This is a genomic window from Sphingomonas sp. P3_C5 (assembly GCF_056402635.1).
In genome coordinates this window covers 453,530-477,219 of record NZ_JBFUHA010000001.1, presented here as the reverse complement: position 1 = coordinate 477,219, position 23,690 = coordinate 453,530, and the positions used below count along the sequence as shown (strand labels likewise).

Here is a 23,690-nt window from a genome sequence, read left to right as displayed (position 1 = left end):
ATCAGCCTCAGGTGGGCAGGACCGCTTTCTCAACCGACGGGATCTTGCCGAACAGCGCCCGATCTTCGGGGCCGAACGCCCAGCGGTACAGGATCGAGAGATAGGTGGCGCCAATCGCCGGAATGCCGATCAGCAACTCGACCCATTCCAGGCGTTTGGGCAGTGAGGTGAAGATTGTCCCGACCACGATCGCGGCCAAAGCCGCCCAGAGCAAAGGCAGGCGAAGGCCTGAGACCCGCGCGTGGAGCAGCCGCGACAGATAGGTCGATTTGATAATCGACGTAATGCCGACAGAGGTGAACAGGGCGATAGCCGGCCCGGCCGCCTGATAATTGTTCGACAAGCCCATGCCGCGCATCACCAGGATCAGCGCGAAGCTCAAGCCGATCTGGAAGCTCAGCATCCCCACCGAGATCATCAAATTCTGGACTCGGGCGATATAAACCAGCGCCGACTCGCAAACCGCGCCAGTCGACGCCGCCGCCTCGGCCGACAGCAGGAAGCCGAGCGCCGCGGTGCCGGCCACGAATTGTGGCCCGACCACGCCCATGACCCCTTCGCCGGGAATCGACCCCATCAGCGCGAGCCCGACCTGGGCCGCGATAATCCAGAAACCGACCTGGCGGACCTGGTTGGCAACCGCCTCGCGGTCGCCTCGTGCGAGGCTCGAGGTGATGACTGGCCCAAGGATCGGATCGAAGCTTGTCTTGAGCTTGCCGGGGATCGAGGCGACCTGCTGCGCCATATAATAGATGCCGACGATCTTGGGCTCGAACATCACCCCGAGGATAAAGCGATCGACGTTGCGCGTGCCCCATTCGATTGCGTCGGCGCCGGCCAGCGGCGCGTTGCGGCGGGCGAGCGCGAAAAGCCTGCCAGCATGCGGCGTCCAGCCACGCGGCAAGCCGTAGCTGCGGAAGAAGGGGATGAGCGACGCGATCAATGCCGCGCCCATCGAGCACATATAAGAGAGGATCAGGCCATCCTGCAGCGAGATGAACGAGAAAATCCAGGCGCCCGCGCTGATCGTCCAGGGCTCCACGATTGCCCGCGCCGTGACCGTCGCCTGAACATTGCGGCGATAGGCGAGCGCGGCGAGGCTCACATCGGACCAGGCGACTGCGAAGATGATGCAGGGCAGCCATCGCTCCATCCCCTCGATGCTACTGTCCGGGTACATCACCTGCGGAAAGGCGATCAGCAGCGCGCTGAGCAGGATCGACACGATGAATGCGACGACCATCGCGTCAGCGACGACGTGCGCGTGGGGCCGCTCGGCGGACGAAAGGGCCTGCGCCAGTCCGCGTTTCAGCCCGAGCGTTGCCAGCAATGCCGCAAGCTCGACGACGACGACGGCGAGCGCGAAGCGCCCGACCAGTTCAGGCTTGTAGATGCGCCCGGCGATGAACAGGAAAGGCAGGCGGGCGGCCAGCCGCAGCAGGAACCCCATGATATTGGTCCGCCCGCCTTTGGCGAGGGCGTTGAGGTCCTCCGGAACCGCGTCGGTCAATGCGCGGCGCCCCAGCTCGGGCCGACGCCGATCTCGATCCCAAGCGGGACGCTGAGCTGCACCGCCGGTTCGGCGGCGGTTGCCATGACGCGTTCGATGATCGGCCGCGCTGCCTCGACATCGCCTTCCGGGAGCTCGAACACCAGTTCGTCATGGACCTGGAGCAGCATCCGGACATGCGGCAGCCCCGCTTCGGCAAGCGCCGGGCCCATCCGCACCATGGCGCGCTTGATGATGTCGGCGCTGGTGCCCTGGATCGGCGCGTTGATAGCGGCGCGCTCGGCGCCCTGCCGCTCGTGCTGGACCTTCGACTTGATCCGCGGGAAATGCGTTTTCCGGCCGAACAGGGTCTCGGTATAGCCCTTGTCGCGGGCCTTCTCCGTGGTCTCGACGATATAGTGATTGATGCCGGGGAAGCGCTCGAAATAGCGATCGATCATTCCCTGCGCTTCGTCCGCCGTGACGTCGAGCCGCCCAGCGAGGCCCCAGCGGGAGATGCCGTAAAGGATCGCGAAGTTGATCGTCTTGGCGCGGCCGCGGGTGTCGCGATTGACCTCACCGAACAATTCCTGTGCCGTCATGCTGTGGATGTCCGCACCGCTGGCAAAGGCTTCCTTGAGCGCGGGCACATCGGCCATGTGCGCGGCGAGGCGGAGCTCGATCTGCGAATAATCGGCGGCGAGCAGGACATTGCCGGGCTCGGCGACGAACGCATCGCGGATCTGGCGGCCGATCTCGGTGCGGATCGGGATATTCTGGAGATTCGGATCAGTGGAGGAAAGCCGCCCCGTCTGTGCGCCGGTCAGCGAGTAGCTGGTATGGACCCGGCCAGTCTCGGGATTGATCTGCGCCTGGAGCGCATCGGTATAGGTGGATTTGAGCTTGGAGAGCTGACGCCAGTCGAGCACGCGCGCGGCGATGATCTTGCCCGGTGAGTCCTTGTCGGCGGCGATGCGCTCGAGCTCGGTGACGTCAGTCGAATAGACGCCGGACTTGCCCTTGCGGCCGCCCTTGATGCCCATCCGCTCGAACAGCACGTCGCCAAGCTGCTTGGGGCTGCCGATCGTGAAGGGGCCGCCAGCCAGCCCGTGGATCTCGGTCTCAAGCCCGGCGATCGAATGCGCGAACTCGGTCGAGAGCTGTGCCAGCTTTTCGCGATCGACCTTGATGCCGTGGCGTTCCATCTGCGCAATCACCGGCGCGAGCGGGCGATCGACCATCTCATAGACACGGGTCGCGCCCTCGGCGGGGAGCCTGGGCTTGAAGCGGCGCCAGAGCCGCAGCGTCACATCGGCGTCCTCAGCGGCGTAGCGCGTTGCCGCAGCGAGATCGATCTCGTTGAATTGCAGTTGGTTCTTGCCGGTGCCGACAACGTCCTTGAAGGCGATGCAGCTGTGCGAAAGATGAGTCGCGGCCAGCTCGTCCATGCCGTGCCCGTGCAGGCCGGCATCAAGGTCGAAGCTCATCAGGATCGTGTCGTCATGCGGCGCGACGTCGATGCCGAGCCGGCCGAGCACGATCATGTCATATTTGAGGTTATGCCCGATCTTGAGCACCGCCGGATCTTCGAACAAAGTCTTCAGCTTCTCGAGCGCGACCGCTGAGGCAAGCTGGATCGGCTTTTCGGCGAACAGACCGGTGCCGCCATGGGCGAGCGGCACATAACAGGCCTTGTTCGGCTGAAGCGCCATGCTGACGCCAACCAGTTCGGCGCGTGTCGCGTCGACGCCGGTGGTTTCGGTGTCGATCGCGACCCAGCCCTGGTATTTTGCCTTCGCGATCCAGTCGTCGAGCGCTGCTTCGTCAACGACCGTCTCATAGCCATCATGATCGCAAGGGGGGTCTTCTTCCTGCGGCACGCTCTTCGGCGCCTCGACTGGCGCGTCCGCCACCGCGGAAAGCTTGGCGAGCAGCGATTTGAAGCCATGATGTTCGAGGAAAGCGCGCAAGGGTGCTTCGGGAATACCCTGCAGCGCCAGGTCTTCGAGCGCATCCGTCAACGGCGCATCGTCCTTGAGCGTCACCAACACGCGCGAGAGGCGGGCATTGTCGGCATGCTCGATCAGATTGTCGCGCAGCTTGCCCGGCTTCATTGACGGGGCGGCGGCGAGCACGGCTTCGAGATCGCCATGTTCCTGGATCAGCTTGGCGGCAGTCTTCGGGCCGACACCCGGCACGCCCGGGACGTTGTCGACGCTATCACCCATCAGGCCGAGCACGTCGCCGAGCCGGTCAGGCATCACGCCGAACTTCTCCATGACATGCTCGGGGCCGAGGCGGCGGTTGTTCATTGTGTCGTAAAGGTCGAGTCCCGGCTCGATCAGCTGCATCAGGTCCTTGTCGGAACTGACGATCGTTACCGACCATCCCTCGCGCAGCGCGGCCTTGGCATAGCTCGCAATGATGTCATCGGCTTCCAGCCCGTCTTCCTCGATGCATGGTAGCGAGAAAGCGCGGGTGGCGTCACGAATCATCGGAAATTGCGGGATCAGGTCTTCGGGCGGTGGCGGTCGCTGCGCCTTGTACAGAGCGTACAGGTCGTTGCGGAAAGTGTGGCTCGATTTGTCGAGCACCACTGCCATATGAGTCGGGCCATCCGCCTTGTGGAGCTCGTCCGCGAGCTTCCACAACATGGTGGTATAGCCATAGACTGCGCCGACGGGCTCGCCGTGCACATTCGTCAGCGGTGGAAGTCGATGATAAGCGCGGAAAATATAGCCCGAGCCGTCGACGAGATAGAGGTGGTTTGACGCCATCGGGCAGGGGATAGCAGCGTGCGGCGTTCCCCCCAAGCCCGTCTCGATGAATTCCGCTCGATCGCGGCTCAGCGGCCCCCGCTGCGCCCCGGCAGCGACGACTGGGCCCGGCCCTCATGGCTGGCAATCACCGCCATCACCACTGCCTGCATCAGCGCCTGGCGCTGGGGGATTGGCCTGGGCGTATCGCCGATCATCACCGCCACCGCATAGCTACGGCCGTCAGGCGCCATCAACAGGCCGACATCATTATAGCCGGCGGTGCGCCCAGCGAGATCCTGACCGGTGCCGGTCTTGTGCCCGAAGCTCCAGTCGCCCGGCACAGCGCCATGCATGCGTTGCTTGCCGGTTTTCGACATTTCCATCGTGCCGATCAAAAGATCGGTCGAGCTTCTCGACAGCAATTCATAGCGCTTGAGCTTCGCGAGCGCGCCGGCGATGGCGATCGGCGCGGCGCCGTCGGGCGGATCGGCGACATAGCGCTCGAACGCCTCGATCCGGGCAGTCTGGGGCAGGCGCGCGCGGGCACGGCTAAAGGCGTCGCCAAAGGCGTATTCGGGCTTCCATTCGAGTCCGGCGGTCCGGCTCTGGAGCAGCTTCTCGCCCGGGCCAAAACGAATGTCGCCCAGGCCCTTGCGCAGGATGAAGGCGCGCACCGCCGCGGGTCCGCCGACATAGCGGAGCAGCCGATCGTTGCAGGTATTGTCGCTCATCGTCAGCGCGCGGCGCAGCAGTTCGCCGACCGTCGTGTGATAGCCGTCGCCCTTGATCAGAGCCGCGACCGGCTGGTGAAAGATGGTAAAATCATCCCGGGTCAGGACGATCGGATCGTCGAGACTCAGCCTCCCTGCATCGCGCGCATCGAGCACGGTCATCGCCACCCACAGCTTGCTCACGCTTTGCTGGGGCAGGCGGACATCGCCATTGCTTTCGACCATCCATCCCTGGTCGATGCTGCGTACCGCAATACCGACCCGGCCATCGAAGTTCCGGCCTAGCGCGGCGATATCGGCGGTCAGCGCCTCGGGGGCTTTTGGCTTGGGCGCGGGCGGCGGCACCTGGACCACGACCTGATAATGCGGCGGTGCGATTGGGAGAGGCGGTGGCGGCGGCGCAATGGCGACAGGCGCACGCGTATCACGGACACAAGCGCAAAGCGCCGCCGCGAGCATGATTGCCGCTGCTGGCTTTGGAAAATGATACGGTAAAATCTGCGCCACCAAAACTGGACCCCGCCCCCGATCATGGACCTTATACGCAGAATCTCCTTGAGGAATCCCTAGCTGGCAAGGCTTGCGACGAAGCGGACACGGCGCACGGTAAACGGCTTTGCGAAGCTCCCGCCGCAGTGCATTGATTTCATTCGGAGTTCGATACCGGCTTGGGAAGTGGCGCGGGTCAATCAATTATCGTGGCGCATAAGCACCTGGTTGATCTCGAAGCCGGCGTCCCCCTTTTGCACGCTGCAGGTGCCGGGGCGTTTGTAGACGCAGAAATTTCGTTGTTTCGAGTCGCCGCAACCGACCAGCCGATAGCCGCTCAATTCGCTGCCATGGTCCCACGGCGTGATGGCCACATTGAATGCTCGCGACGCTTGCGCGGCGCCCGCTTCGCTATCGGCATATTGGTATATAGGGGTGTCGCGTCGATACAGGGTATAGCTCGCGACGATCGCCTGTCTGATCCGGTAGACCCCGACCGCGCAAACATCCGGTTCGGAGCCGGCGATCCGCCAGGCTTTGATCAGCTTCCCGTTCTGGCCCCATTGCGCCGCCGACGAGCCGAACGCCCCGCAGGCGATCGACAACAGCAGCCATCCGCCTGCCAGGAAGACCGGTGCGCGTGGCGAGCGAAACCGGCGCAGGATGTCGGCGCTGCCGAGCGCGGCGAGCACCACCAAAATTGCGGTGGTCAGCAGGATGAAGCGATATTCCTTATGGGGAATGGCCGAATGCACCGCGAGATTGACGAGTGCGGCGACCAGCAGCGCCGGATAGCGTCGCGCGCCAAGCGCTGCCAGTGCCAGTATGGGGATCGCCGCCCAGCCCCACAGGGCCGCGATTATCGTTACATAGCCAGAAGCCGGGCTCACGCCGAAGCCCGCGCTACGGTTGGCGACCAGGTTAAGCGTTACATTGCGGACGATCCACGCGAAGGGCATCGCCCCCGCAGCTGCGTCCGCAGCCGCGCTGGCCAGCAATGCCACAATCCCACCCGCCGTGAGATGCGCCCAGTCGCGCCACCTCAGGCCGGACGCGGCGACCGCGAGTACCACAGCCGCTGGCCCATATTGAAAGCGCACCACGACGCACAGCCCGAGCAGCAGCCCGCCGATCATGGTGCGTCGCGGTGTCCTTTCGCCGAGCAACATCCATGCAGCTGCGAGGAAAAAGGCGGTCGCAATCGGTTCCGACAAAGTCCGTGGTGCAAAATAAGTCAGCTCGTACCAGATTGCGGTAACGAACGCAGCGATCAGCCCGTGCAGGCGTGACAGTCGAAAGCCCAGCCCCGCGGCACCGACGATCGCCGCCAGCGAGATCAGCACGCACAGCAGCCGCGGCAGGACGATGTCCAGCATGCTCATCGGCGCAAGCATATGGCCGACCCACATCGGACCAGCGAACAGGATCGGCAGCAACCAGGAGCGTGCGCCGGCCCGAGCTTCCCAGGTCTGGACCCAGGGACCAACGCTCAGATGATGTGCCGGCTCGAGATATTGCCAGAGCTCGTCGGGATGGTGGATCACTGGCCAGCAGGCGACCGCCACACGCAACAAGAGCGCGGCGCCGACGATTGTCCATAAGGCCCGATCGCGGATCGGCAGTGCCGTCGTCACGGCACGAGAATCGTGTCGATCGCTTCGGGGAGAAGGGCGGGATAATCGAGCGTGTAATGAAGTCCCCGCGATTCGTGGCGGTGCAGCGCTGAGCGGACGATCAGGTCAGCGGTCTGGAGCAGGTTACGAAGCTCGATCAGATCGGGCGTGACGCGGAAATGACCGTAATAATCCTCGATCTCGCCGGTCAGCAGCTTGATCCGGTGTTGCGCGCGCTGGAGTCGCTTGGTGGTCCGGACGATGCCGACATAATTCCACATGAAGCGCCGGATCTCGGTCCAGTTCTGCTTGATGACCACCTCCTCGTCCGAATCCCCGACCCGGCTTTCGTCCCAGGGCCGGATCGGCGGTGGTGCCGGCAGTTGGTCCCAATGTGCGATGATGTGGCGAGCGGTGGCCTCCCCGAACACGAAGCATTCGAGCAGCGAATTGGAGGCGAGGCGATTCGCACCATGCAAGCCTGATTCGCTGCATTCGCCGGCGGCATAAAGGCCAGGCAGATCGGTCCGGCCGTCGAGATCGATCACCACACCGCCACAGGTATAGTGCTGGGCCGGCACCACCGGGATCGGCTCCTTCGTCATGTCGATGCCGAGGCCGAGCAGCTTTTCGTAGATGTTGGGGAAATGCTCCTTCACGAAATCGGGCCCGCGGTGGCTGATGTCGAGATGGACGTAATCGAGCCCGAGCCGCTTGATTTCATGGTCGATCGCGCGCGCCACCACGTCGCGTGGCGCGAGTTCAGCGCGCTCGTCGAAATCGGGCATGAAGCGATAGCCCGTCTCAGGGATCAGCAGGTGCCCGCCTTCGCCGCGGACCGCCTCCGTGATAAGGAAATTCTTGACGTCGAGATTGTAGAGGCAGGTCGGGTGGAACTGCATGAATTCCATATTCGCGACACGGCATCCGGCCCGCCACGCCATGGCGATACCGTCGCCCGTCGCGCCGCGCGGGGCGGTTGAGAAAAGATAGGTCCGACCTGCGCCGCCCGTTGCGAGGACGGTTGCATGGGCGGTAAACAACTCGACCCGGCCGGTCGCGCGGTTGACGGCATAGACGCCCCAGACATTGCCCGCGCCGGAATAGCGCTCCTCGTGGCGGCTGGTGGCGAGGTCGATCGCGACCATGTCCGGGACCAGGGTGATATTGGGGTGCGCTTCCGCGGCCGTCTGCAGCGCGACCTGAACTGCCCAGCCCGTGGCGTCATCGACATGGACGATCCGGCGGTGACTGTGCCCACCTTCGCGGGTCAGATGCGGGGCGTTCCCGTCCATGTTGAACGGGACGCCAAGCTTTGCGAGCCGTTCGATCGCCGCCGGCGCGCTTTCGATCACGAATTCGACGGTGGCGCGGTCGTTGAGCCCCGCACCGGCGATCATCGTATCCTCGATATGGCTCTCGAAGGTATCGCCTGGTTCCAGGACCGCGGCGATGCCCCCCTGTGCCCAGGCGGTCGAACCTTCGGCGAGCCCGCCCTTGGCGAGGACTGTCACCTTGAAGCGGTCGGCCAGGTTAAGCGCTGCGGTGAGCCCGGCTGCGCCCGAACCGATGATCAGGACGTCGGATTGGTGAGAGCCGCTCATCGTGTGGCGAAGCCTCGCCGTCCGAACCGGACGACGGCAATTCCCAACAAGACGATCGTCACGATCGCAGCGCCGTGAATGAGGATCAGGGCCGGCCATTCCGGCGTCGCGTCGAGCTGGGCGGCGACCATATCGAGATTCAGGATGGTGACGAGCCACCAGAGCGCAGCGGCCAGCGCCAGCCCCGCGCTTATGGTCAACGCACGATAAAGCATGATCTTGTCAGCCATTCGATGCTCTGGTCAGGTTCAGGAACACATCCTCGAGATCGGCCTCTCGGGTCGAGACGTCGACAATGCCGTAGCCATCGGCCTGGACTGCGGCGAGCACCTCGCCGGCATTCACCTTGTCCTTGGCATAGGTGATCGCGAGGGTGCGCGTGCCCTTCAGTTCGATCTTCTGGAAACAGCTTGCCTGGGGTGGCGCCCCGACGTCACGATCGACCGTCACCTCGACCAGCTTCTCGGTTGCCATGCCGACCAGCTCGCGGGTCGGCTTGTTGGCGATCACCTTGCCATGGTTGATGATGGCGATGCGGTCGCAAAGCTGTTCGGCTTCCTCGAGATAATGCGTCGTCAGCACGATAGTGACGCCCTGCTCGTTGAGGCCGCGGACATAAGCCCAGAGCTGCTGGCGAAGCTCGATATCGACGCCGGCCGTCGGTTCATCGAGCACCAGCACCGGTGGTGAATGGACCATTGCCTTGGCGACCATCAGCCGCCGCTTCATCCCGCCCGACAGGGTACGCGCGTAAGCTTTGGCCTTGTCTTCGAGATGGACGGCGCGGAGCAGTTCCATCGAGCGCCGCTTCGCCTTGGGCACACCATAGAGACCGGCCTGAATCTCGAGCGTTTCGAAGGGCGTGAAGAAGGGATCGAACAGGATTTCCTGATTGACGATGCCGATCGACACCTTGGCGTTGCGCGGGTGCTGATCCGTGTCGAAGCCCCAGATCGTGGCTTTGCCGCTGGTCTTGTTGACGAGGCCGGCAAGGATATTGATCAACGTCGACTTGCCCGCGCCGTTCGGGCCGAGCAGGCCGAATATCGTGCCGCGGGGCACTTCGAAGGACACATCGTCGAGCGCGCGCTTGCCGCCCTTATAGGTCTTGCACAGACCCTCGATTGCAATCGCTGCTTCGGTCATGCGACGGCCCTTAGGCGCGGCACCGGCGTGCGCCAAGCCCTTGGGCAACAATGGGCTATAGCTGAGGCGATCATGGCGACGGTTTGCCTGAACCTGTGCTGGGCTTGAATCGATCGCCGATCTGCCCGGCTTGCTCCGCCAACAACCAGCGGAGCGTGGCGCGATGGTGATCCGGCGACAGCGCGAAGGCATGGACAAGTTTTGCCGAAGGCATGCCGGGACAGAGGGAATTGTGCGCCGCCCACCCTGCTGCTATCCGCCATCGCCATGATCGCCCCGCCAGAAACCCTCCGTGTCAGCCACAGCCGCGTCGTATGTGATGGCGCCAGCGACATTCCCGGCGGTGCCGCGCTCGGCCATCCGCGCGTTTTTCTCGAGATCGATGAGCATGGCTATGTCGATTGCGGCTATTGCGATCGGCGTTTCGTGCTGATCGGCGGACCGGCCGACGGTGTCGATCAATCGACTCTTCCTGATCATCCGGCTGGCGCGAGCGTTTAAGCCGCCTATATTGCGGGTATGACCAGCCCCGCAGACCCTCGCTCCTTTCTCTATCACGATGGCCAGCTCGATCCGGGCGAGGCGCAACGCCTCACGGCGTCAGCGCTCGCCAAGGCCGATGATGGCGAACTTTATCTCCAGTATCGCAAGTCCGAAGCATTCGGCTTTGACGATGGCCGGTTGAAGACCGCCTCCTATGACACGCATTCGGGATTCGGTCTGCGCGCTGTGTCGGGCGAGACGACGGCTTTTGCCCACGCCAACGAGCTGAGCGCCGCGGCGATCGGTCGCGCAGCCGAGACGATGGCTTTGATCGACCCTTCGGCGAGTGCAAAGGCGCCGCCGCCGCGCGCTACCAACCGTCATCTCTATACCGACGCCGACCCGCTCGATCTGGTGCCGTTCGCCGACAAGGTGAATCTCTGCCAGACGATCGATGCCGCTGCCCGTGCCCGCGACCCCCGCGTCGCACAGGTTTCAGTCTCGCTGGCGGGCAGCTGGAGCGTGGTCGAGATCGTCCGCGCCGATGGCTTTGTCGCGACGGATATCCGCCCGCTCGTCCGCCTCAACGTGTCGATCGTCGTCGAGCAGAATGGCCGGCGCGAGACGGGAAGTTTCGGCATGGGTGGCCGTTATCTCTATGATGACCTGATGCAGCCCGAGACGTGGAACCGGGCGGTCGATGAGGCGCTGGCCCAGGCTCTGGTCAATCTCGATTCAGTCGCGGCGCCTGCCGGCGACATGACAGTGCTGCTCGGTCCGGGGTGGCCCGGCATCCTGCTGCACGAAGCGATCGGGCACGGGCTCGAAGGCGATTTCAACCGCAAGGGCACGTCCGCCTTTTCGGGGCGGATCGGTGAGCGCGTCGCGGCGCCGGGTGTTACCGTGGTGGATGACGGCTCGATCGCTGACCGGCGCGGTTCGCTTTCGATCGATGACGAGGGCACGCCGACCCAGGAGAATATCCTGATCGAGGACGGTATTCTCAAAGGCTATATCCAGGATCGGCTCAACGCCCGGCTGATGGGTGTCGCGCCCACCGGCAATGGCAGGCGCGAGAGCTTTGCCCATGCCCCGATGCCGCGCATGACCAACACCTTCATGCGCGCTGGACGGGACGACCCTGCCGAGCTGCTGAGCCGCGTCAAAAATGGTATTTTCGCCAAGAGCTTTGGCGGTGGGCAGGTCGATATCGTCTCGGGCAAGTTCGTCTTCTCCTGCACCGAGGCCTATCTGATCGAGAACGGCAAGCTCGGCGCGCCGATCAAGGGCGCGACGCTGATCGGCGACGGCCCGAGCGTGCTGACCAAGGTGACCGGCATCGGCAATGATTTCGCGCTCGATGAGGGCGTCGGCATGTGCGGCAAGGGCGGACAGAGCGTGCCGGCCGGGGTCGGGCAGCCGACTTTGCTGGTCAGCGGGCTGACCGTGGGCGGTACTGCGGTCTAGCCGACCAGGATTGACTGGAGAGCGAAGGCGGCCGCAGCGATCACCATCAGGATCGACCAGCTTTCCATCGGCAACGACATGAACTTGTGCGGCGCTCGATAATAAAAGCGCCGCAGAAGTCTGGCGGGCGGGGCGTAGCCGCGCCGCTTGGCGTTCAGTCGCACGCCGACCAGCCAGTTGACCGGCGCGGCAACGAGCAGGAGTCCGGTCCAGAACAGCGGCGTCCAGGACCGCCAATGCGCTGCGTCGGCGATCATGCCGACGATGATTGCCGACGCTACCACGATCAACAGCGTCAGAAACCCCCTGCCTTGCCACCAGAAAATCAATATTCTGCCCCTTTGGCCGGTATGCTAGTTCAGGTGGGAGGCGACTGCTAGGCTATCATGATGGAAATATCCGCATCCTGGCCTACCCTCGACTGGCCTGAGTGGCGCAAAACCGCGATCGGGTTGCAGCTTCGCGCGCAGATCATTGGCAAGGTCCGCCTCGCGCTGACGCCCTGGCTCAACCATAGCTGGCATGTTCCGCTCTATGTCAGCTGGAACGGATTTTCGACATCGCCGATCCCGTGCGGCGATCGGATCCTCGAGATCAACTTCGACCTGCTTGGCGAACTGGTGGTTCTCGCCACGAGCGATGGTGATGTCCGAACGATTGCGCTTCGCGCTGGCAGCATCGCCGAGTTCCACACCGCAGTGGTGACTGCGCTGGCCGACCTCGGCATTGCGGCGTCGTTCGATGGCAAGCCAAGCGAGATGCCTGGCGCGCTGCCCTTTGCCGAGGATCATCTCGACCGGCCCTATGACGGCGAGGCCGCGCGCTGTTTCTGGCGCGCGCTGATCCAGGTGCAGCGCGTGTTCGGGACCTTCCGCACCGGTTTCCTCGGCAAGGCGAGCCCGATCCATTTCTTCTGGGGCAGCTTCGATCTCGCCGCGACGCGCTTTTCCGGTCGGATTGCGCCACGCCATCCGGGCGGCTTGCCCGGGTTGCCCGATGCAGTGACATGCGAGGCCTATAGTCATGAGGAGGCGAGCGTCGGCTTTTGGCCAGGCAGCGACGCCTATCCACATGCGGCCTTCTACGCTTATGCCTATCCCGCGCCCGCCGGCTATGCCGACACAAAGGTCGAGCCTGACGCCGCCACTTACGATGCGGGGCTGGGCGAGTTCATCCTGCCCTATGAGGCGGTGCGCACCGCAGTCGATCCCGACGCCGCTTTGCTGGCTTTCTGCCAGTCGACCTATGATGCCGCTGCTGATCTGGGCAGATGGGATCGGGCCAGTCTCGAATGTCCGCTCGGCCGACCGCGTGTGCCGCGCGTGGTTTGAGGCTTCGAGGCTTGCCTTTCAGCGTCACGACGCCGAAAGCCAATCGTCGCCGGCTCAAGCCGGCAGGACGGAGTGGGAAATGGCCGAATTCTTCGATGCCCTGACCGACGAGCACCGCGCCTTCATTGCGCGCCAGCCGCTTTTCTTCGTCGCCACCACCGCGCCGGGTGCGCGGGTCAATCTCAGCCCCAAGGGCATGGACTGTTTCCGCGTGCTCGGGGACAAGCGGGTTGCCTATCTGGATGTCGCTGGCTCCGGCAACGAGACCAACGCGCATCTCGCTGCCGACGGCCGCATCACCATCATGTTCTGCGCTTTCGACAATCCGGCGCTGATCTTCCGCATCTATGGTCGCGGGGCTGCGGTGTTGCCGCAGGATGATGGCTGGACGGCGCTTGCCCCGCATTTCACTTTGCTGCCGGGCACGCGGCAGATCTTCGAGGTTGCGATCGATCAGGTCCAGACCAGCTGTGGCTGGGGCGTGCCACATATGAACTTCGAGCGCGAACGGCAGACGCTCAGCAAATATCACGAGACACATGGCGATGAGATACGCTTCGCCAAATATGCGGTGCGGACGCAGAGCATCGATGGGCTGCCGGTCCGTAACCCGACCCGGACCATCTCCTGATGGGGGCTTGTGCGTGAGCCTGGTCGAGATCGGGCGCTTCAACCGAAACGAGGCCCATATCCTGATCGGCCTGCTCGAGTCCGAGGGCATCCTCGCCGTCGCGCTCGACGGAAATGCGAGCATTGCCGATGGCAGCTATTTCCTGATTCCAGTCCGCGTCATGGTCGATGACGAGGATGAGGCGGCGGCCCGCCGCATCATTGCGGCGCTGCCCGAATCTTAGGCAGCCGTTCGCGGCTGCACAAAAATTCACTTTTAAGTAACATTTTCTTTCGGGAAACGGCGCGGAAACGCGTATTTTCGACTCTGGCACGACCATTGCTGTCTGGTCCCTCGGGACAAATAGCGAAAGGGGCGCCGGTGAAACTCATCATTGCCATCATCAAGCCATTCAAGCTCGACGAGGTCCGTGAGGCCCTCACCGAGATCGGCATCGCGGGTATGACCGTGACCGAGGTGAAGGGCTTTGGCCGACAGAAGGGCCAGACTGAAATCTACCGTGGCGCGGAATACAGCACCAACATGGTGCCCAAGATCAAGATCGAGGTCGTTTGCTCGACTGATCTTGCCGCCAAGGTGGTCGAATCGATCCAGGCCTCGGCCAACACCGGCGCGATCGGCGACGGCAAGATCTTCGTTCTCGATGTCGGGCAGGCGGTGCGCATTCGCACCGGCGAAACCGATGAAACCGCGCTGTGAGTAAGGGGGCAGTGATGAAGCACGCATTGAAATACGCCGGCATCGCCGGTCTCGGGGCTGCGCTGTTCGCAGCTCTACCAGCCTGGGCGCAGGAGGCCGCGGCCGCCGCCTCGCCAATCCCCGCCGCCACCGTCGACAAGGGCGACACAGCCTGGATGCTGACATCCTCGCTGCTGGTGCTGATGATGTCGGTACCGGGTCTGGCCTTGTTCTATGGCGGCCTCGTCCGCACCAAGAACATGCTGTCGGTGCTGACTCAGGTTCTGATGATCGTCTGCATGGTCGCGGTGATCTGGGTGACTTACGGCTACAGCGAAGCCTTTACGAGCGGCACCGGCGCGACTGCGCCGTATTTCGGCGGCTTCAGCAAGGCATTCCTGATGGGCGTCGATGCGTCGAAGACGGTCGCGACCTTCTCCAACGGCGTCTATATTCCCGAATACGCCTATATCTGCTTCCAGATGACCTTCGCCTGCATCACGCCGGCGCTGTTCATCGGCAGCGTCGCCGAGCGGGTGAAATTCTCGCCGCTGATGCTGTTCACCGCGCTTTGGGTGACTTTGGTCTATTTCCCGATCGCCCACATGGTCTGGTATTGGGATGGCCCCGACGCGATCGGCCAAGCCGCAATCACCGGCAAGGCAGCGCTCGACGCGGTCAACGCCGATGCGGGCAAGCTCTTCCAATGGGGTGCGCTCGATTTCGCCGGCGGCACCGTGGTTCACATCAATGCCGGCATCACCGGCCTGGTGATGTGCCTGCTGCTCGGCAAGCGTATCGGGTTCCCCAAGGAGCCGATGCCGCCGCACTCGCTGACCATGACCATGATCGGCGCCAGCCTGCTGTGGGTCGGCTGGTTCGGCTTCAACGCCGGTTCCAACCTCGAAGCCAATGGCGTCACCACCGTCGCCTTCATCAACACCTTCGTCGCAACCGCCGCTGCGGGTATGTCATGGCTGCTGGTTGAACAGCTGGTCCGCGGCAAGCCGTCGCTCCTCGGTGCCGCTTCGGGTGTCGTCGCCGGCCTCGTCGCCGTCACGCCGGCCTCCGGCTTTGCGGGTCCGATGGGCTCGGTCGTGCTCGGGCTCATCGTTTCGCCGATCTGCTTCTTCTTCGTGAGCAAGGTGAAGTCGATGTTCAAATACGACGACTCGCTCGACGTATTCGGCGTCCATTGCATTGGCGGCATCACCGGCGCGATCGCGACCGGCATCCTCGTCAGTCCGAATCTAGGTGGCCAGGGCATCGCCGATTATGCGAGCAAGCCGGGCACCATGGTTGCGGGCAGCTACGACATGCTGACCCAGGTGATGACCCAGTGCTGGGCCGTCGGCATGACACTGATCTGGTCCGGCGTTGGTGCGTTGGTCCTGTTCCTCCTCATCGACAAGACCTGGGGCATGCGCATCCCGGCGGAGCAAGAGGTCGAAGGCCTCGACATCTCCGAACATGGCGAGCGTGCCTACCATTATTGAAGAATTGGGGCCGGCTTCACGGCCGGCCCCTCACCTCGTTCCTCCTGCGGACGACCTAAGGCCGGTGCGGCAACGCACCGGCCCTTTTTTTAAGGCGAGGATCTCTTGTGCTCGGTTGCGCTCAGGAGCGGAGCGGTCCCGGCCTTAGCCCGGGGCAACGGCTATTCGCGCTCGGCCTTCGCTGGCTCCGCGCCCTCATTTGCCCGCTTGCGATAGTGCCGGGCAGCGAGGCCCGCGCCGAGGATTAGGCCACCCGGCACCAGCAGGATTGCGGCTGCCAGCCCGACCCGGTTCAATGTCTTTCTGTCCATCACGCGTCGCTACACTGACGAAGCTGAACGTGCGCTGGAAAAACGCGGGGCGATCAGCCGGCGAGATCGGCCTTCACGAAATCGGCGCAGCGCTCGCCGATCATGATCGAGGGCGCGTTGGTGTTGCCCGAGATCAGCTTGGGCATGATCGCGGCATCGGCGACGTACAGACCCTCTACCCCGCGCACGCGCAGCTTCGGGTCGCACACCGCCATGTCGTCTGATCCCATCCGCGCGGTGCCGACAGGGTGGTAGATGGTGTCCGCCCGCGCGCGGATCAGCCGTTCGAGCGCATCGTCATTATCGAGGTCGATCGGATTGCGATCGCGGCCCTTGTGGTTGGCGAGGGGCGGGGTCTCGAGGATGCGGTACATTGCCCGCACGCCCTTCTTCAGCAACGCCATGTCGCGTGGATCGGTCAGGAAGGCGGGGTCGATCAGTGGCGCCGCGCGGGCGTCGATCGATTGCAGCCGGACGGTGCCGTGGCTCTCCGGGCGCAGGACGCAGGCGTGGCAGGAAAAGCCGTGGCTCTTCACCTTGGTGCGGCCGTGATCCTCGAGCACCAGCGGCACGAAATGGAGCTGGATGTCGGGCGCGGGCGAGGTCGGATCGACCGTGATGAACCCGCCCGCTTCGGCAAAAGGCGTGGTCATGGTGCCGCGCCGGTGGCGCATCCACTGGACCATCGCGCCGGCCATTTTGAGCGTACCGGCAAAGGTCGAGCCCAGGAAATAGCCGCCCTTGGTCTCGAACCCGGCGACATAATCGACATGGTCCTGAAGGTTCGCACCGACGGCGGGCCGATCGATCCGGACCGCGATGCCGTGCTCGCGCAGATGGCCGCCCGGCCCGATCCCGGAGAGCATCAGCAATTGCGGTGTGCCAAACACGCCGCCCGCCAGCACGACCGCACGGCGCGCCTTGATGATCTTCTCCTGGCCATCCTGGAGATAGGCGACACCCCAGGCGCGGCCTTCGTCGAACAGCACGCGCTCGGCGATGACCCCGGTCAGCACCGTGAGCATCTCGCGCCTGGCGGCAGGCTCGATATAAGCGCGGCCTGAACTCCAGCGCTCGCCGCCCTTCTGAGTCACCTGATAGATGCCGACACCGTCCTGGGTGGCGCCGTTGAAGTCCTCATTGACCGGGATCTGGAGCTGGCGCGCGGCTTCGACGAACTCGATCGAGCCGGGGTGCGGATCGCACTGGTCGCTGACGTGAAGCGGGCCTTCGCCGCCATGCCAGGCATCGGCGCCGCGCGCATTGTTTTCACTGCGCTTGAACCAGGGCAGCACTTCGTCATGCGACCAGCCGGGGCAGCCATTCGCCGCCCAATTGTCGTAATCCCATTTATTGCCGCGCAGATAGAGCATCGCGTTGATCGCGCTCGATCCGCCAAGGCCGCGCCCACGCGGCTGATAGCCGCGCCGACCGTTCAGGCCAGTTTGCGGGACGGTCTCGAATGCCCAGTTGGTCTTGTCGGTCTGAAAGGCGATGAAACCGGGCACGCGGGTGCGCAGGCCGGTGTTGCGGCCGCCGGCTTCGAGCAGGGCGACCGACCAGCGGCCGTCCTCGCTCAGCCGGCCTGCTGCCGCCGCTCCGCCCGATCCGCCTCCGACGACGACGATGTCGGCTTCTTCCACTCGGCCCCCTCTCGTGCCTGCTCTTTTGCGAGCCAGCGTTCCTTGATTGTCTCGGACGTATCGCGGCTGCCGTCGTGGCTCCAGCCCGGCGGCATGATCAGATAGCCCAGTTTGGCACGCAATGTCGGCGCCGCCCAGACATCCTTCGCGATGCCGATCCATTCGTGGAACGCAGCCCAGAGCAGGTTGAACGAGCCGAGATTCTTGACGATGCCGTAACGTGGCGCATCATCGTCGCGCTCGGGCTCGAAGCTGCCGAACCATTTGTCCCAGATGATGAACACGCCGGCATAGTTGCGATCGAGATAGCGCGGGTTGGTCGCGTGGTGGACGCGGTGGTGCGAGGGCGTGTTCATCACTGCCTCGAACCAGCGCGGCATGCGGCCGATCACCTCGGTATGGATCCAGAACTGGTAGATCAGGTTGAGCCCCCCGACGAAGAACACCATCGCGGGCGGGAAGCCGACCAGGAACAGGGGCAGGCGGAACAGGAAGGCGATCGAGATGAAGCCGGTCCAGGTCTGCCTGAGCGCGGTCGAGAGGTTATAATGCTGGCTCGAATGATGGATGACATGGCTGGCCCAGAACCAGCGGACGCGGTGCGCCGAGCGGTGGAACAGGTAATAAGCGAAGTCATCGATCACGAAGCAGAGCGCGAACCAGTACCAGGCATAGCTGATGGTGAAGAGGCGGAACTGCCATAGCCATGTCGCCAGACCGAAGAGGAGGCCCGTGGTCAGGGCGCCGGCGACTGAGCTGCCGGTGCCGAGTGCGAGTGAGGTCAGCGTATCCTTCGGCTCATAGCGTTTGCGGTCCTTCACCCAGGCGACGATCATTTCGATCAGCACGAGCAGGATGAACCCGGGAACGGCATAATCGACTGGATTGGGCAGTTCCATGTCCACTGCTTACACTCTTGTCAGTGACGCTTCCAGCCCCCGGACATCGCTGTCGACCACACCGAGCAGGGTAACGTTGCCGAACAGCCGTTCGCCCGTCTCCACCGTGACGCCTTCCACTGCGGGATAAACCCGGAGCGGCGGCAACAGGCGGCGGGCGGCGACCTGGGCGCCGTGGCGCTTCAGCACCGCGATCGCGCCATTGCCGGCGACCAGAGCCGCGCCGCCGTCCTGGCTGACCAGGGCGGCATGGGCATCGAACCCCGCGAGCATCTCCTCGGCGATCCGCCGCGCATCCTCGGCCGTGTTGATCCGGCTCTCGCCGAGCCGCAACAGCCGCGCCACGCCCGCCAGCACCATGATCGCGACGATCGATCCGGCGAGCTGGGTCCAGTTCATTTGCCGCTCGCGAGCGCGTCGAGCAGGGGCCGGATTCCGGTCAGATCATAACCGGTCGCCGCCGCCTTTGCCATCAAACGGTCGGGGTTCTCGCCAAGCTTTGCCTCGGCCAGCGCCCAGAGATTGCAGGAGCGCGTGCCCGAGCGGCAATAGGCCAGCACCGGGCCGTTCGCGGCTTCGAGCGCGGCGGCCATTGCCTCGACCTGATTGCCCGAGAAACCGGCATGGGTGACAGGGATCTCGGTATAGCTGAGGCCGGCGGCTTCAGCCGCAGCACGGATCTCGGCGCCGGTCGGCTGGCCGAGATCCTCGCCGTCGGGGCGGTTGTTGATGATCGCGACGAAGCCGGCCGCGGCGATATCCGCCACCTCCTCGACCGAGATCTGCGGGGCGACTGAGATTTTGTCGTCGATGGGGCGGATCATGCTGCCTCGCGGATCACATTGAGGAAAGCATCGCCATAGGCCTGCAGCTTGCGCTCGCCAACGCCCGAGATGCGCGCCATCGCGCTGAGGCTGGCGGGACGCACCGTCGCCATCTCGCGCAGCACTGAATCGTGGAAGATGACATAGGGCGGCACCTGGCCTTCCTGGGCCAGCTCACGGCGCTTGGCGCGCAGGGCCTCGAACAGCGGATCGCCGATCGGATTGGGTGCAGTGCCGGCGCGACGGCGGCGTTCGCGCTTGGGCGGGAGGATCAGCGCGACCTCGGCCTCGCCCTTCAGGATCGCCTTTGCGTTGGGGCCGAATTCGAGCCCGCCGAAATCATTCGCGCGCAGCGCATCGCGGAGCAGCAGCGCACGCGCCACCGGCTTGATCAGCGCGGCTTCCTCGGGGCTTGAGGCAATGCCGAACACCGAGAGCGCTTCATGCCCGTTCATCAGGCTGCGTTCGCTCGACGCGCCGGTCAGGATGCTTTCGATATAGCCGACACCAAAGCTCTGGCCCGTGCGAAACACGGCGGAGAGGAATTTCCTCGCCACCTCCGTCGCATCGACGGCGCTGGGCGGATTGAGGCAATTGTCGCAATTGCCGCAGGTCTCGGGCGGATCGTCGCCGAAATGGCGGAGCAGTACGGCGCGGCGGCAGGCAGCCGTCTCGACCAAAGCGCCGAGCGCGTTGAGGCGGGTGCGCTCGCCGGCCTGGCGATGCGGCTCTACCTCGCCGATGCGCTGGCGGGCCTTGGCGAAATCCTCGGCACCCCAGAAGAGATGGGCGATCGCGGGATCGCCGTCGCGGCCGGCGCGGCCGGTTTCCTGATAATAGCTCTCGATCGATTTCGGCAGCCCGGCATGGGCGACGAAGCGTACGTCCGGCTTGTCGATCCCCATGCCGAACGCGACCGTGGCGACGATCACCATGTCTTCCGATTTGACGAAATCGGCCTGGTTCTTCGAGCGGATATGGGGTTCGAGCCCGGCATGATAGGCGCGGGTCGAACGCCCGGTCGCGGCGAGCTTTTCGGCGAGCTGCTCCACCGCCTTGCGGGTCTGGGCATAGACGATGCCGGGGCCGGGCTGCTCGGCGATGAGATCGGCGATCTGGCGCGTGGTGTTGTCGCGCGGCGAGATCAGATAGCGGATATTGGGCCGATCGAATCCGGCGACGATCATGCCGGCGCGCGGGATGCCGAGCTGCTCGAGGATGTCGGCGCGGGTATGCGCATCCGCGGTGGCGGTCAGCGCGAGGCGCGGCACCTCGGGGAAATGATCGAACAGCGGCCGCAACAGCCGGTAGTCGGGTCGGAAATCATGGCCCCATTCGGAGACGCAATGCGCCTCGTCGATCGCGAACAGGGCAAGCGGCGCCTGGCCGAGCAGGTTGCGGAAGCTTTCGCCGGACGCGCGCTCGGGGGCGACATAGAGGAGGTCGAGTTCGCCGGCGCGGAAGCGCGCGATCGTTTCCGCCTGGTTGGTGTCGACCGAGGTCAGCGTCGCGGCGCGGATGCCGATCGCTTCGGCGGCGCGGAGCTGATCGTGCATCAGCGCGATCAGCGGCGATACGATGACGCAGGTGCCCTGCATCGCGACGGCGGGGAGCTGATAGCAGAGCGACTTGCCAGCGCCGGTCGGCATGACGGCGAGCGTGTTCTCGCGGGCCAGCACGCGGTCCACCACCTGGCGCTGCACCCCGCGAAATTCGGGAAAGCCAAAGGTGGATTGCAGAATGGGAAGAGGATCGAGCATCACGATAGCGGCCTGTTACCCTGTGATGCCACAGACGGCGAGAGTCTTTGAATCAAAGGCGGTTTCAGCGGCCGTCAGTGAACTGGATCAGGTCCCAGAGATTGCCGTAAAGATCCTCGAACACAGCGACAATGCCATAAGGCTGGTGCGCCGGCTCGCGGACGAAGCAGATGCCGGCCGCGACCATCGCCTTGTGATCGCGCTCGAAATCGTCCGTTCGCAGGAACAGGAAGACGCGGCCGCCCGCCTGATTGCCGATGAACGCCGCCTGTTCGGGCGTGGCGGCGCGGGCGAGGAGGAGCATGGCGCTGCCGGCGGGGGCGCCGGGCGGGGCGACCACCACCCATCTTTTGTCCTGCTCGGGCTGGTAACTGTCCTCGACCAGCGTGAAGCCGAGCTTGCCGATATAAAAGGCGAGCGCCTCGTCATAGTCGCGGACGACGAGGGCGATATGGGCAAGCGACTGTTGCATGGTTCAGGCGGTCACTCGAACTCGGGCGCTCAAATCGGGCCGACCGGCCGCCGCACCGCGACGATGCCGGCGATGAGAAAGGCGATCAGGACCAGCCCCTGGGCGATGGCGAAAGGCGGCTCCGATCCGGTTGGGGCTAGGGGGTGGAGGAAGGGGATTTTCTGGAATGCCTGCACCACCAGGACAAAGCAGTTCAGGTAGAGCGCGAAGGCGGCGGTGATGGTGTAGATCGGCCGCCAGATGCCGACGCGCTTGAATTGGTACAGGGCGATGAGCGCGATCGCGAGATCGACCAGCGAGATAACGCCGACGATATGCGGCGGGCCGATCGTCGGCCGCACCAGCAGGAAGGGAAAGCCGGTAACGCTGGTCAGGATGGTGAAGACGAGGAACCACAGGTTCCAACCGCTGAGCCAGCGCCCTCTCAGCAAAGCGATGAGGAAGACGAGTCCGGCGGCGATGCCGATCAGGCTGATGAGCGTGTGCAGTTGCGTGAAAGCAGCGATGGACAGGCCGAGAATCATCATCTGTCTCCCCAGTTGAAAGCAGTTTACGCTGCAGCGCGGAATTGGCCAGATGATTTCGGTGGCGATACGAAGCCCGCGAGACGGCCGTTTCAAAGCGCTCGAAGAAACTGCATCGGATCTGGATCAAAAACGCACTGGACGCGCGCGTGCCCGACGACTAGGGGCGCTTTGCCAATGATATCAAGTAGATATTGTTGAGCGAGTTCATCTCTTGTTTATCATCTTTCGGGGGGAATTATGAAAATCTATCTCGCGCTCGCCGCGATGTTTGCGTGCGTCCCGGGTGTGGCCGCGGCTCAGAACGCCAATGACGATTTCGACGGCGTGCGCGCCGAAGCGCGTCTCGGCTATGAGACGCCGACGGTCAGCGGCAATGGCCAGATCTACAAGATCGGCAGCGCTGCCTCTTATGGCGGCGAGCTCGGTTTCGATCTCAAGCTTGGCAAGAAAGTCGTGGCCGGCCCTTATGCCACCTATGAATTTTCCAGCGTCAAGCTGTGCGACGGCCCGGATTGCATCAAGGAAGACGGCAATCTGGGTGTCGGCGCTCGCGTTGGCGTCGTCGTATCGCCGACGGTGCTGGTTTATGCCAAGGCCGGCTATGCCCGGATCAGCTTCACCGCGAACACCGCGTTCGCCACTGGCTCGACCAGCAAGGATGGCGTTCAGGGCGCGCTTGGTGTCGACGTCAATTTCAGCAAGAATGTTTATGGCATGATCGAGCTGAACTATGGCGATTATGGCGATTTCTTCGGCGTCAATCTGCAGCGCCGCCATGCGGTGGCCGGGGTCGGCTTCCGCTTCTGATCGCGTTGATCGTCAAGAGAGGCGATCATCAAGAGAGGGGCGTCCGGTTCGGGCGCCCCTTTTTTTGCGTCTCAGGCCGATCCGCGGGGCGCCGGGGGCTGGACGATCATCAGCCCGCCGAGCACGATCGCGATGAGCAGAAGCGCGGGCACGTCGCCGAGCATATGGCCTTCATGCATCGGGCTGGCGAAAGACTGCACCGCCATGATTCCCGCATGGACGAGGCTTGACCAGACAGCGAACCAGATCAGCGAGCGGTTTGCCGCCGGATCTCGCGCGGCAAGGATCAGGAAGACGCCGAGCGTCGCATAGATGCCAACGATCATCATGAAATATTGCGAGGCGGCAGGCGCCCCCGCATGCCACGCCCAGCCCGAAGGCCAGACGATCGCGAGCGGATAGACCAGGCAGGATGTCGCGCCGAACAGGACGAGCGCAATCTGGAGCAGCGTATAGCGTTGAGACACGGGCAGTCCTTCCCCGACGATGAGCTGATCGGGCGAGGCTAGTCCGGCCTTTGTCGGCTGGCA

The 23,690-nt window shown here is 64.0% G+C and carries 25 protein-coding genes; 8 read left to right on the top strand and 17 right to left on the bottom strand.

Annotated elements, in window-relative coordinates; translation table 11 throughout:
- Nucleotides 1-7: 7 nt before the first annotated feature.
- The 7 genes from AC1DVS_RS02235 to AC1DVS_RS02205 form a co-directional block, all read right to left on the bottom strand.
- Nucleotides 8-1,450: a lipopolysaccharide biosynthesis protein gene (locus AC1DVS_RS02235; RefSeq protein WP_478021217.1), complete on the bottom strand. Its 1,443-nt coding sequence runs from the start codon at nt 1,448-1,450 to the stop codon at nt 8-10.
- A 56-nt stretch (nt 1,451-1,506) separates the two neighbouring features.
- Nucleotides 1,507-4,266 carry a DNA polymerase I gene (gene polA / locus AC1DVS_RS02230; protein ID WP_478019874.1) on the bottom strand — a complete coding sequence of 920 codons (2,760 nt, stop codon included), beginning with the start codon at nt 4,264-4,266 and terminating at the stop codon, nt 1,507-1,509.
- A gap of 68 nt (nt 4,267-4,334) precedes the next feature.
- Nucleotides 4,335-5,438 carry a serine hydrolase gene (locus AC1DVS_RS02225; protein ID WP_478021215.1) on the bottom strand — a complete coding sequence of 368 codons (1,104 nt, stop codon included), beginning with the start codon at nt 5,436-5,438 and terminating at the stop codon, nt 4,335-4,337.
- Nucleotides 5,439-5,668: 230 nt separating this feature from the next.
- Nucleotides 5,669-7,102, bottom strand: coding sequence for a glycosyltransferase family protein (locus AC1DVS_RS02220; protein WP_478019872.1), 1,434 nt, complete (start codon nt 7,100-7,102; stop codon nt 5,669-5,671).
- Complete coding sequence (gene nadB, locus AC1DVS_RS02215) at nt 7,099-8,685, bottom strand: L-aspartate oxidase (protein ID WP_478019870.1); 1,587 nt, start codon at nt 8,683-8,685, stop codon at nt 7,099-7,101. Before nadB ends, AC1DVS_RS02220 begins: the two co-directional genes overlap by 4 nt.
- Nucleotides 8,682-8,915: a hypothetical protein gene (locus tag AC1DVS_RS02210; RefSeq protein ID WP_478019868.1), complete on the bottom strand. Its 234-nt coding sequence runs from the start codon at nt 8,913-8,915 to the stop codon at nt 8,682-8,684. Before AC1DVS_RS02210 ends, nadB begins: the two co-directional genes overlap by 4 nt.
- On the bottom strand, nt 8,908-9,831 hold the full coding sequence (locus AC1DVS_RS02205; RefSeq protein ID WP_478019866.1) for an ABC transporter ATP-binding protein: 924 nt from the start codon (nt 9,829-9,831) through the stop codon (nt 8,908-8,910). Before AC1DVS_RS02205 ends, AC1DVS_RS02210 begins: the two co-directional genes overlap by 8 nt.
- Before the next feature lie 267 nt (nt 9,832-10,098).
- On the opposite strand from AC1DVS_RS02205, the gene AC1DVS_RS02200 reads away from it, so the two are divergent.
- A complete protein-coding gene (locus AC1DVS_RS02200) occupies nt 10,099-10,332 on the top strand; it encodes a zinc-finger domain-containing protein (RefSeq protein WP_478019864.1) in 234 nt (77 codons plus the stop codon).
- Between the two features lie 18 nt (nt 10,333-10,350).
- Complete coding sequence (gene tldD, locus AC1DVS_RS02195) at nt 10,351-11,781, top strand: metalloprotease TldD (protein WP_478019862.1); 1,431 nt, start codon at nt 10,351-10,353, stop codon at nt 11,779-11,781.
- Here the strand turns inward: tldD and AC1DVS_RS02190 are convergent.
- Nucleotides 11,778-12,071 (bottom strand): hypothetical protein, encoded by a 294-nt coding sequence (locus tag AC1DVS_RS02190; protein WP_478019860.1) that lies wholly within the window; start codon nt 12,069-12,071, stop codon nt 11,778-11,780. The genes tldD and AC1DVS_RS02190 overlap by 4 nt on opposite strands.
- 96 nt (nt 12,072-12,167) lie before the next feature.
- Here AC1DVS_RS02190 and AC1DVS_RS02185 point away from each other — a divergent pair, with 96 nt between their 5' ends.
- The 5 genes from AC1DVS_RS02185 to AC1DVS_RS02165 all read left to right on the top strand — a co-directional run bounded on the left by AC1DVS_RS02185 (nt 12,168) and on the right by AC1DVS_RS02165 (nt 15,917).
- Entirely contained in the window at nt 12,168-13,112 is a 945-nt protein-coding gene (locus AC1DVS_RS02185) for a DUF5996 family protein (RefSeq protein WP_478019859.1), read from the top strand.
- A 79-nt stretch (nt 13,113-13,191) separates the two neighbouring features.
- Entirely contained in the window at nt 13,192-13,743 is a 552-nt protein-coding gene (locus AC1DVS_RS02180; RefSeq protein ID WP_478019857.1) for a pyridoxamine 5'-phosphate oxidase family protein, read from the top strand.
- Nucleotides 13,744-13,756: 13 nt separating this feature from the next.
- Nucleotides 13,757-13,966, top strand: coding sequence for a putative signal transducing protein (locus AC1DVS_RS02175; RefSeq protein WP_478019855.1), 210 nt, complete (start codon nt 13,757-13,759; stop codon nt 13,964-13,966).
- A 137-nt stretch (nt 13,967-14,103) separates the two neighbouring features.
- The gene (locus tag AC1DVS_RS02170) at nt 14,104-14,442 is read left to right on the top strand and encodes a P-II family nitrogen regulator (RefSeq protein WP_478019853.1); all 339 of its coding nucleotides are present in this window, start codon (nt 14,104-14,106) and stop codon (nt 14,440-14,442) included.
- A 14-nt stretch (nt 14,443-14,456) separates the two neighbouring features.
- Nucleotides 14,457-15,917 carry an ammonium transporter gene (locus AC1DVS_RS02165; RefSeq protein WP_478019851.1) on the top strand — a complete coding sequence of 487 codons (1,461 nt, stop codon included), beginning with the start codon at nt 14,457-14,459 and terminating at the stop codon, nt 15,915-15,917.
- Nucleotides 15,918-16,078: 161 nt separating this feature from the next.
- On the opposite strand, the gene AC1DVS_RS02160 is transcribed toward AC1DVS_RS02165, so the two are convergent.
- From AC1DVS_RS02160 to AC1DVS_RS02125, 8 genes are all read right to left on the bottom strand, one after another.
- Complete coding sequence (locus AC1DVS_RS02160; RefSeq protein ID WP_478019849.1) at nt 16,079-16,228, bottom strand: hypothetical protein; 150 nt, start codon at nt 16,226-16,228, stop codon at nt 16,079-16,081.
- A gap of 53 nt (nt 16,229-16,281) precedes the next feature.
- Nucleotides 16,282-17,871: a GMC family oxidoreductase gene (locus AC1DVS_RS02155; RefSeq protein ID WP_478019847.1), complete on the bottom strand. Its 1,590-nt coding sequence runs from the start codon at nt 17,869-17,871 to the stop codon at nt 16,282-16,284.
- Nucleotides 17,805-18,770: a sterol desaturase family protein gene (locus tag AC1DVS_RS02150; RefSeq protein WP_478019845.1), complete on the bottom strand. Its 966-nt coding sequence runs from the start codon at nt 18,768-18,770 to the stop codon at nt 17,805-17,807. Before AC1DVS_RS02150 ends, AC1DVS_RS02155 begins: the two co-directional genes overlap by 67 nt.
- Before the next feature lie 9 nt (nt 18,771-18,779).
- Entirely contained in the window at nt 18,780-19,169 is a 390-nt protein-coding gene (locus AC1DVS_RS02145) for a hypothetical protein (RefSeq protein ID WP_478019843.1), read from the bottom strand.
- Nucleotides 19,166-19,594 carry a protein tyrosine phosphatase family protein gene (locus AC1DVS_RS02140; RefSeq protein WP_478019841.1) on the bottom strand — a complete coding sequence of 143 codons (429 nt, stop codon included), beginning with the start codon at nt 19,592-19,594 and terminating at the stop codon, nt 19,166-19,168. The genes AC1DVS_RS02145 and AC1DVS_RS02140 overlap by 4 nt, the downstream gene beginning before the upstream one ends.
- Entirely contained in the window at nt 19,591-21,354 is a 1,764-nt protein-coding gene (recQ, locus tag AC1DVS_RS02135) for a DNA helicase RecQ (RefSeq protein WP_478021213.1), read from the bottom strand. The genes AC1DVS_RS02140 and recQ overlap by 4 nt, the downstream gene beginning before the upstream one ends.
- A 64-nt stretch (nt 21,355-21,418) precedes the next feature.
- On the bottom strand, nt 21,419-21,826 hold the full coding sequence (locus tag AC1DVS_RS02130) for a VOC family protein (RefSeq protein WP_478019839.1): 408 nt from the start codon (nt 21,824-21,826) through the stop codon (nt 21,419-21,421).
- Nucleotides 21,827-21,855: 29 nt separating this feature from the next.
- Nucleotides 21,856-22,350 carry a hypothetical protein gene (locus AC1DVS_RS02125; RefSeq protein WP_478019837.1) on the bottom strand — a complete coding sequence of 165 codons (495 nt, stop codon included), beginning with the start codon at nt 22,348-22,350 and terminating at the stop codon, nt 21,856-21,858.
- 240 nt (nt 22,351-22,590) lie between these two features.
- On the opposite strand from AC1DVS_RS02125, the gene AC1DVS_RS02120 reads away from it, so the two are divergent.
- Nucleotides 22,591-23,160 carry an outer membrane beta-barrel protein gene (locus AC1DVS_RS02120; protein ID WP_478019835.1) on the top strand — a complete coding sequence of 190 codons (570 nt, stop codon included), beginning with the start codon at nt 22,591-22,593 and terminating at the stop codon, nt 23,158-23,160.
- A gap of 71 nt (nt 23,161-23,231) precedes the next feature.
- Here AC1DVS_RS02120 and AC1DVS_RS02115 read toward each other — a convergent pair whose 3' ends face one another.
- Nucleotides 23,232-23,627 carry a DUF6632 domain-containing protein gene (locus AC1DVS_RS02115; RefSeq protein ID WP_478019833.1) on the bottom strand — a complete coding sequence of 132 codons (396 nt, stop codon included), beginning with the start codon at nt 23,625-23,627 and terminating at the stop codon, nt 23,232-23,234.
- Nucleotides 23,628-23,690: the final 63 nt, after the last annotated feature.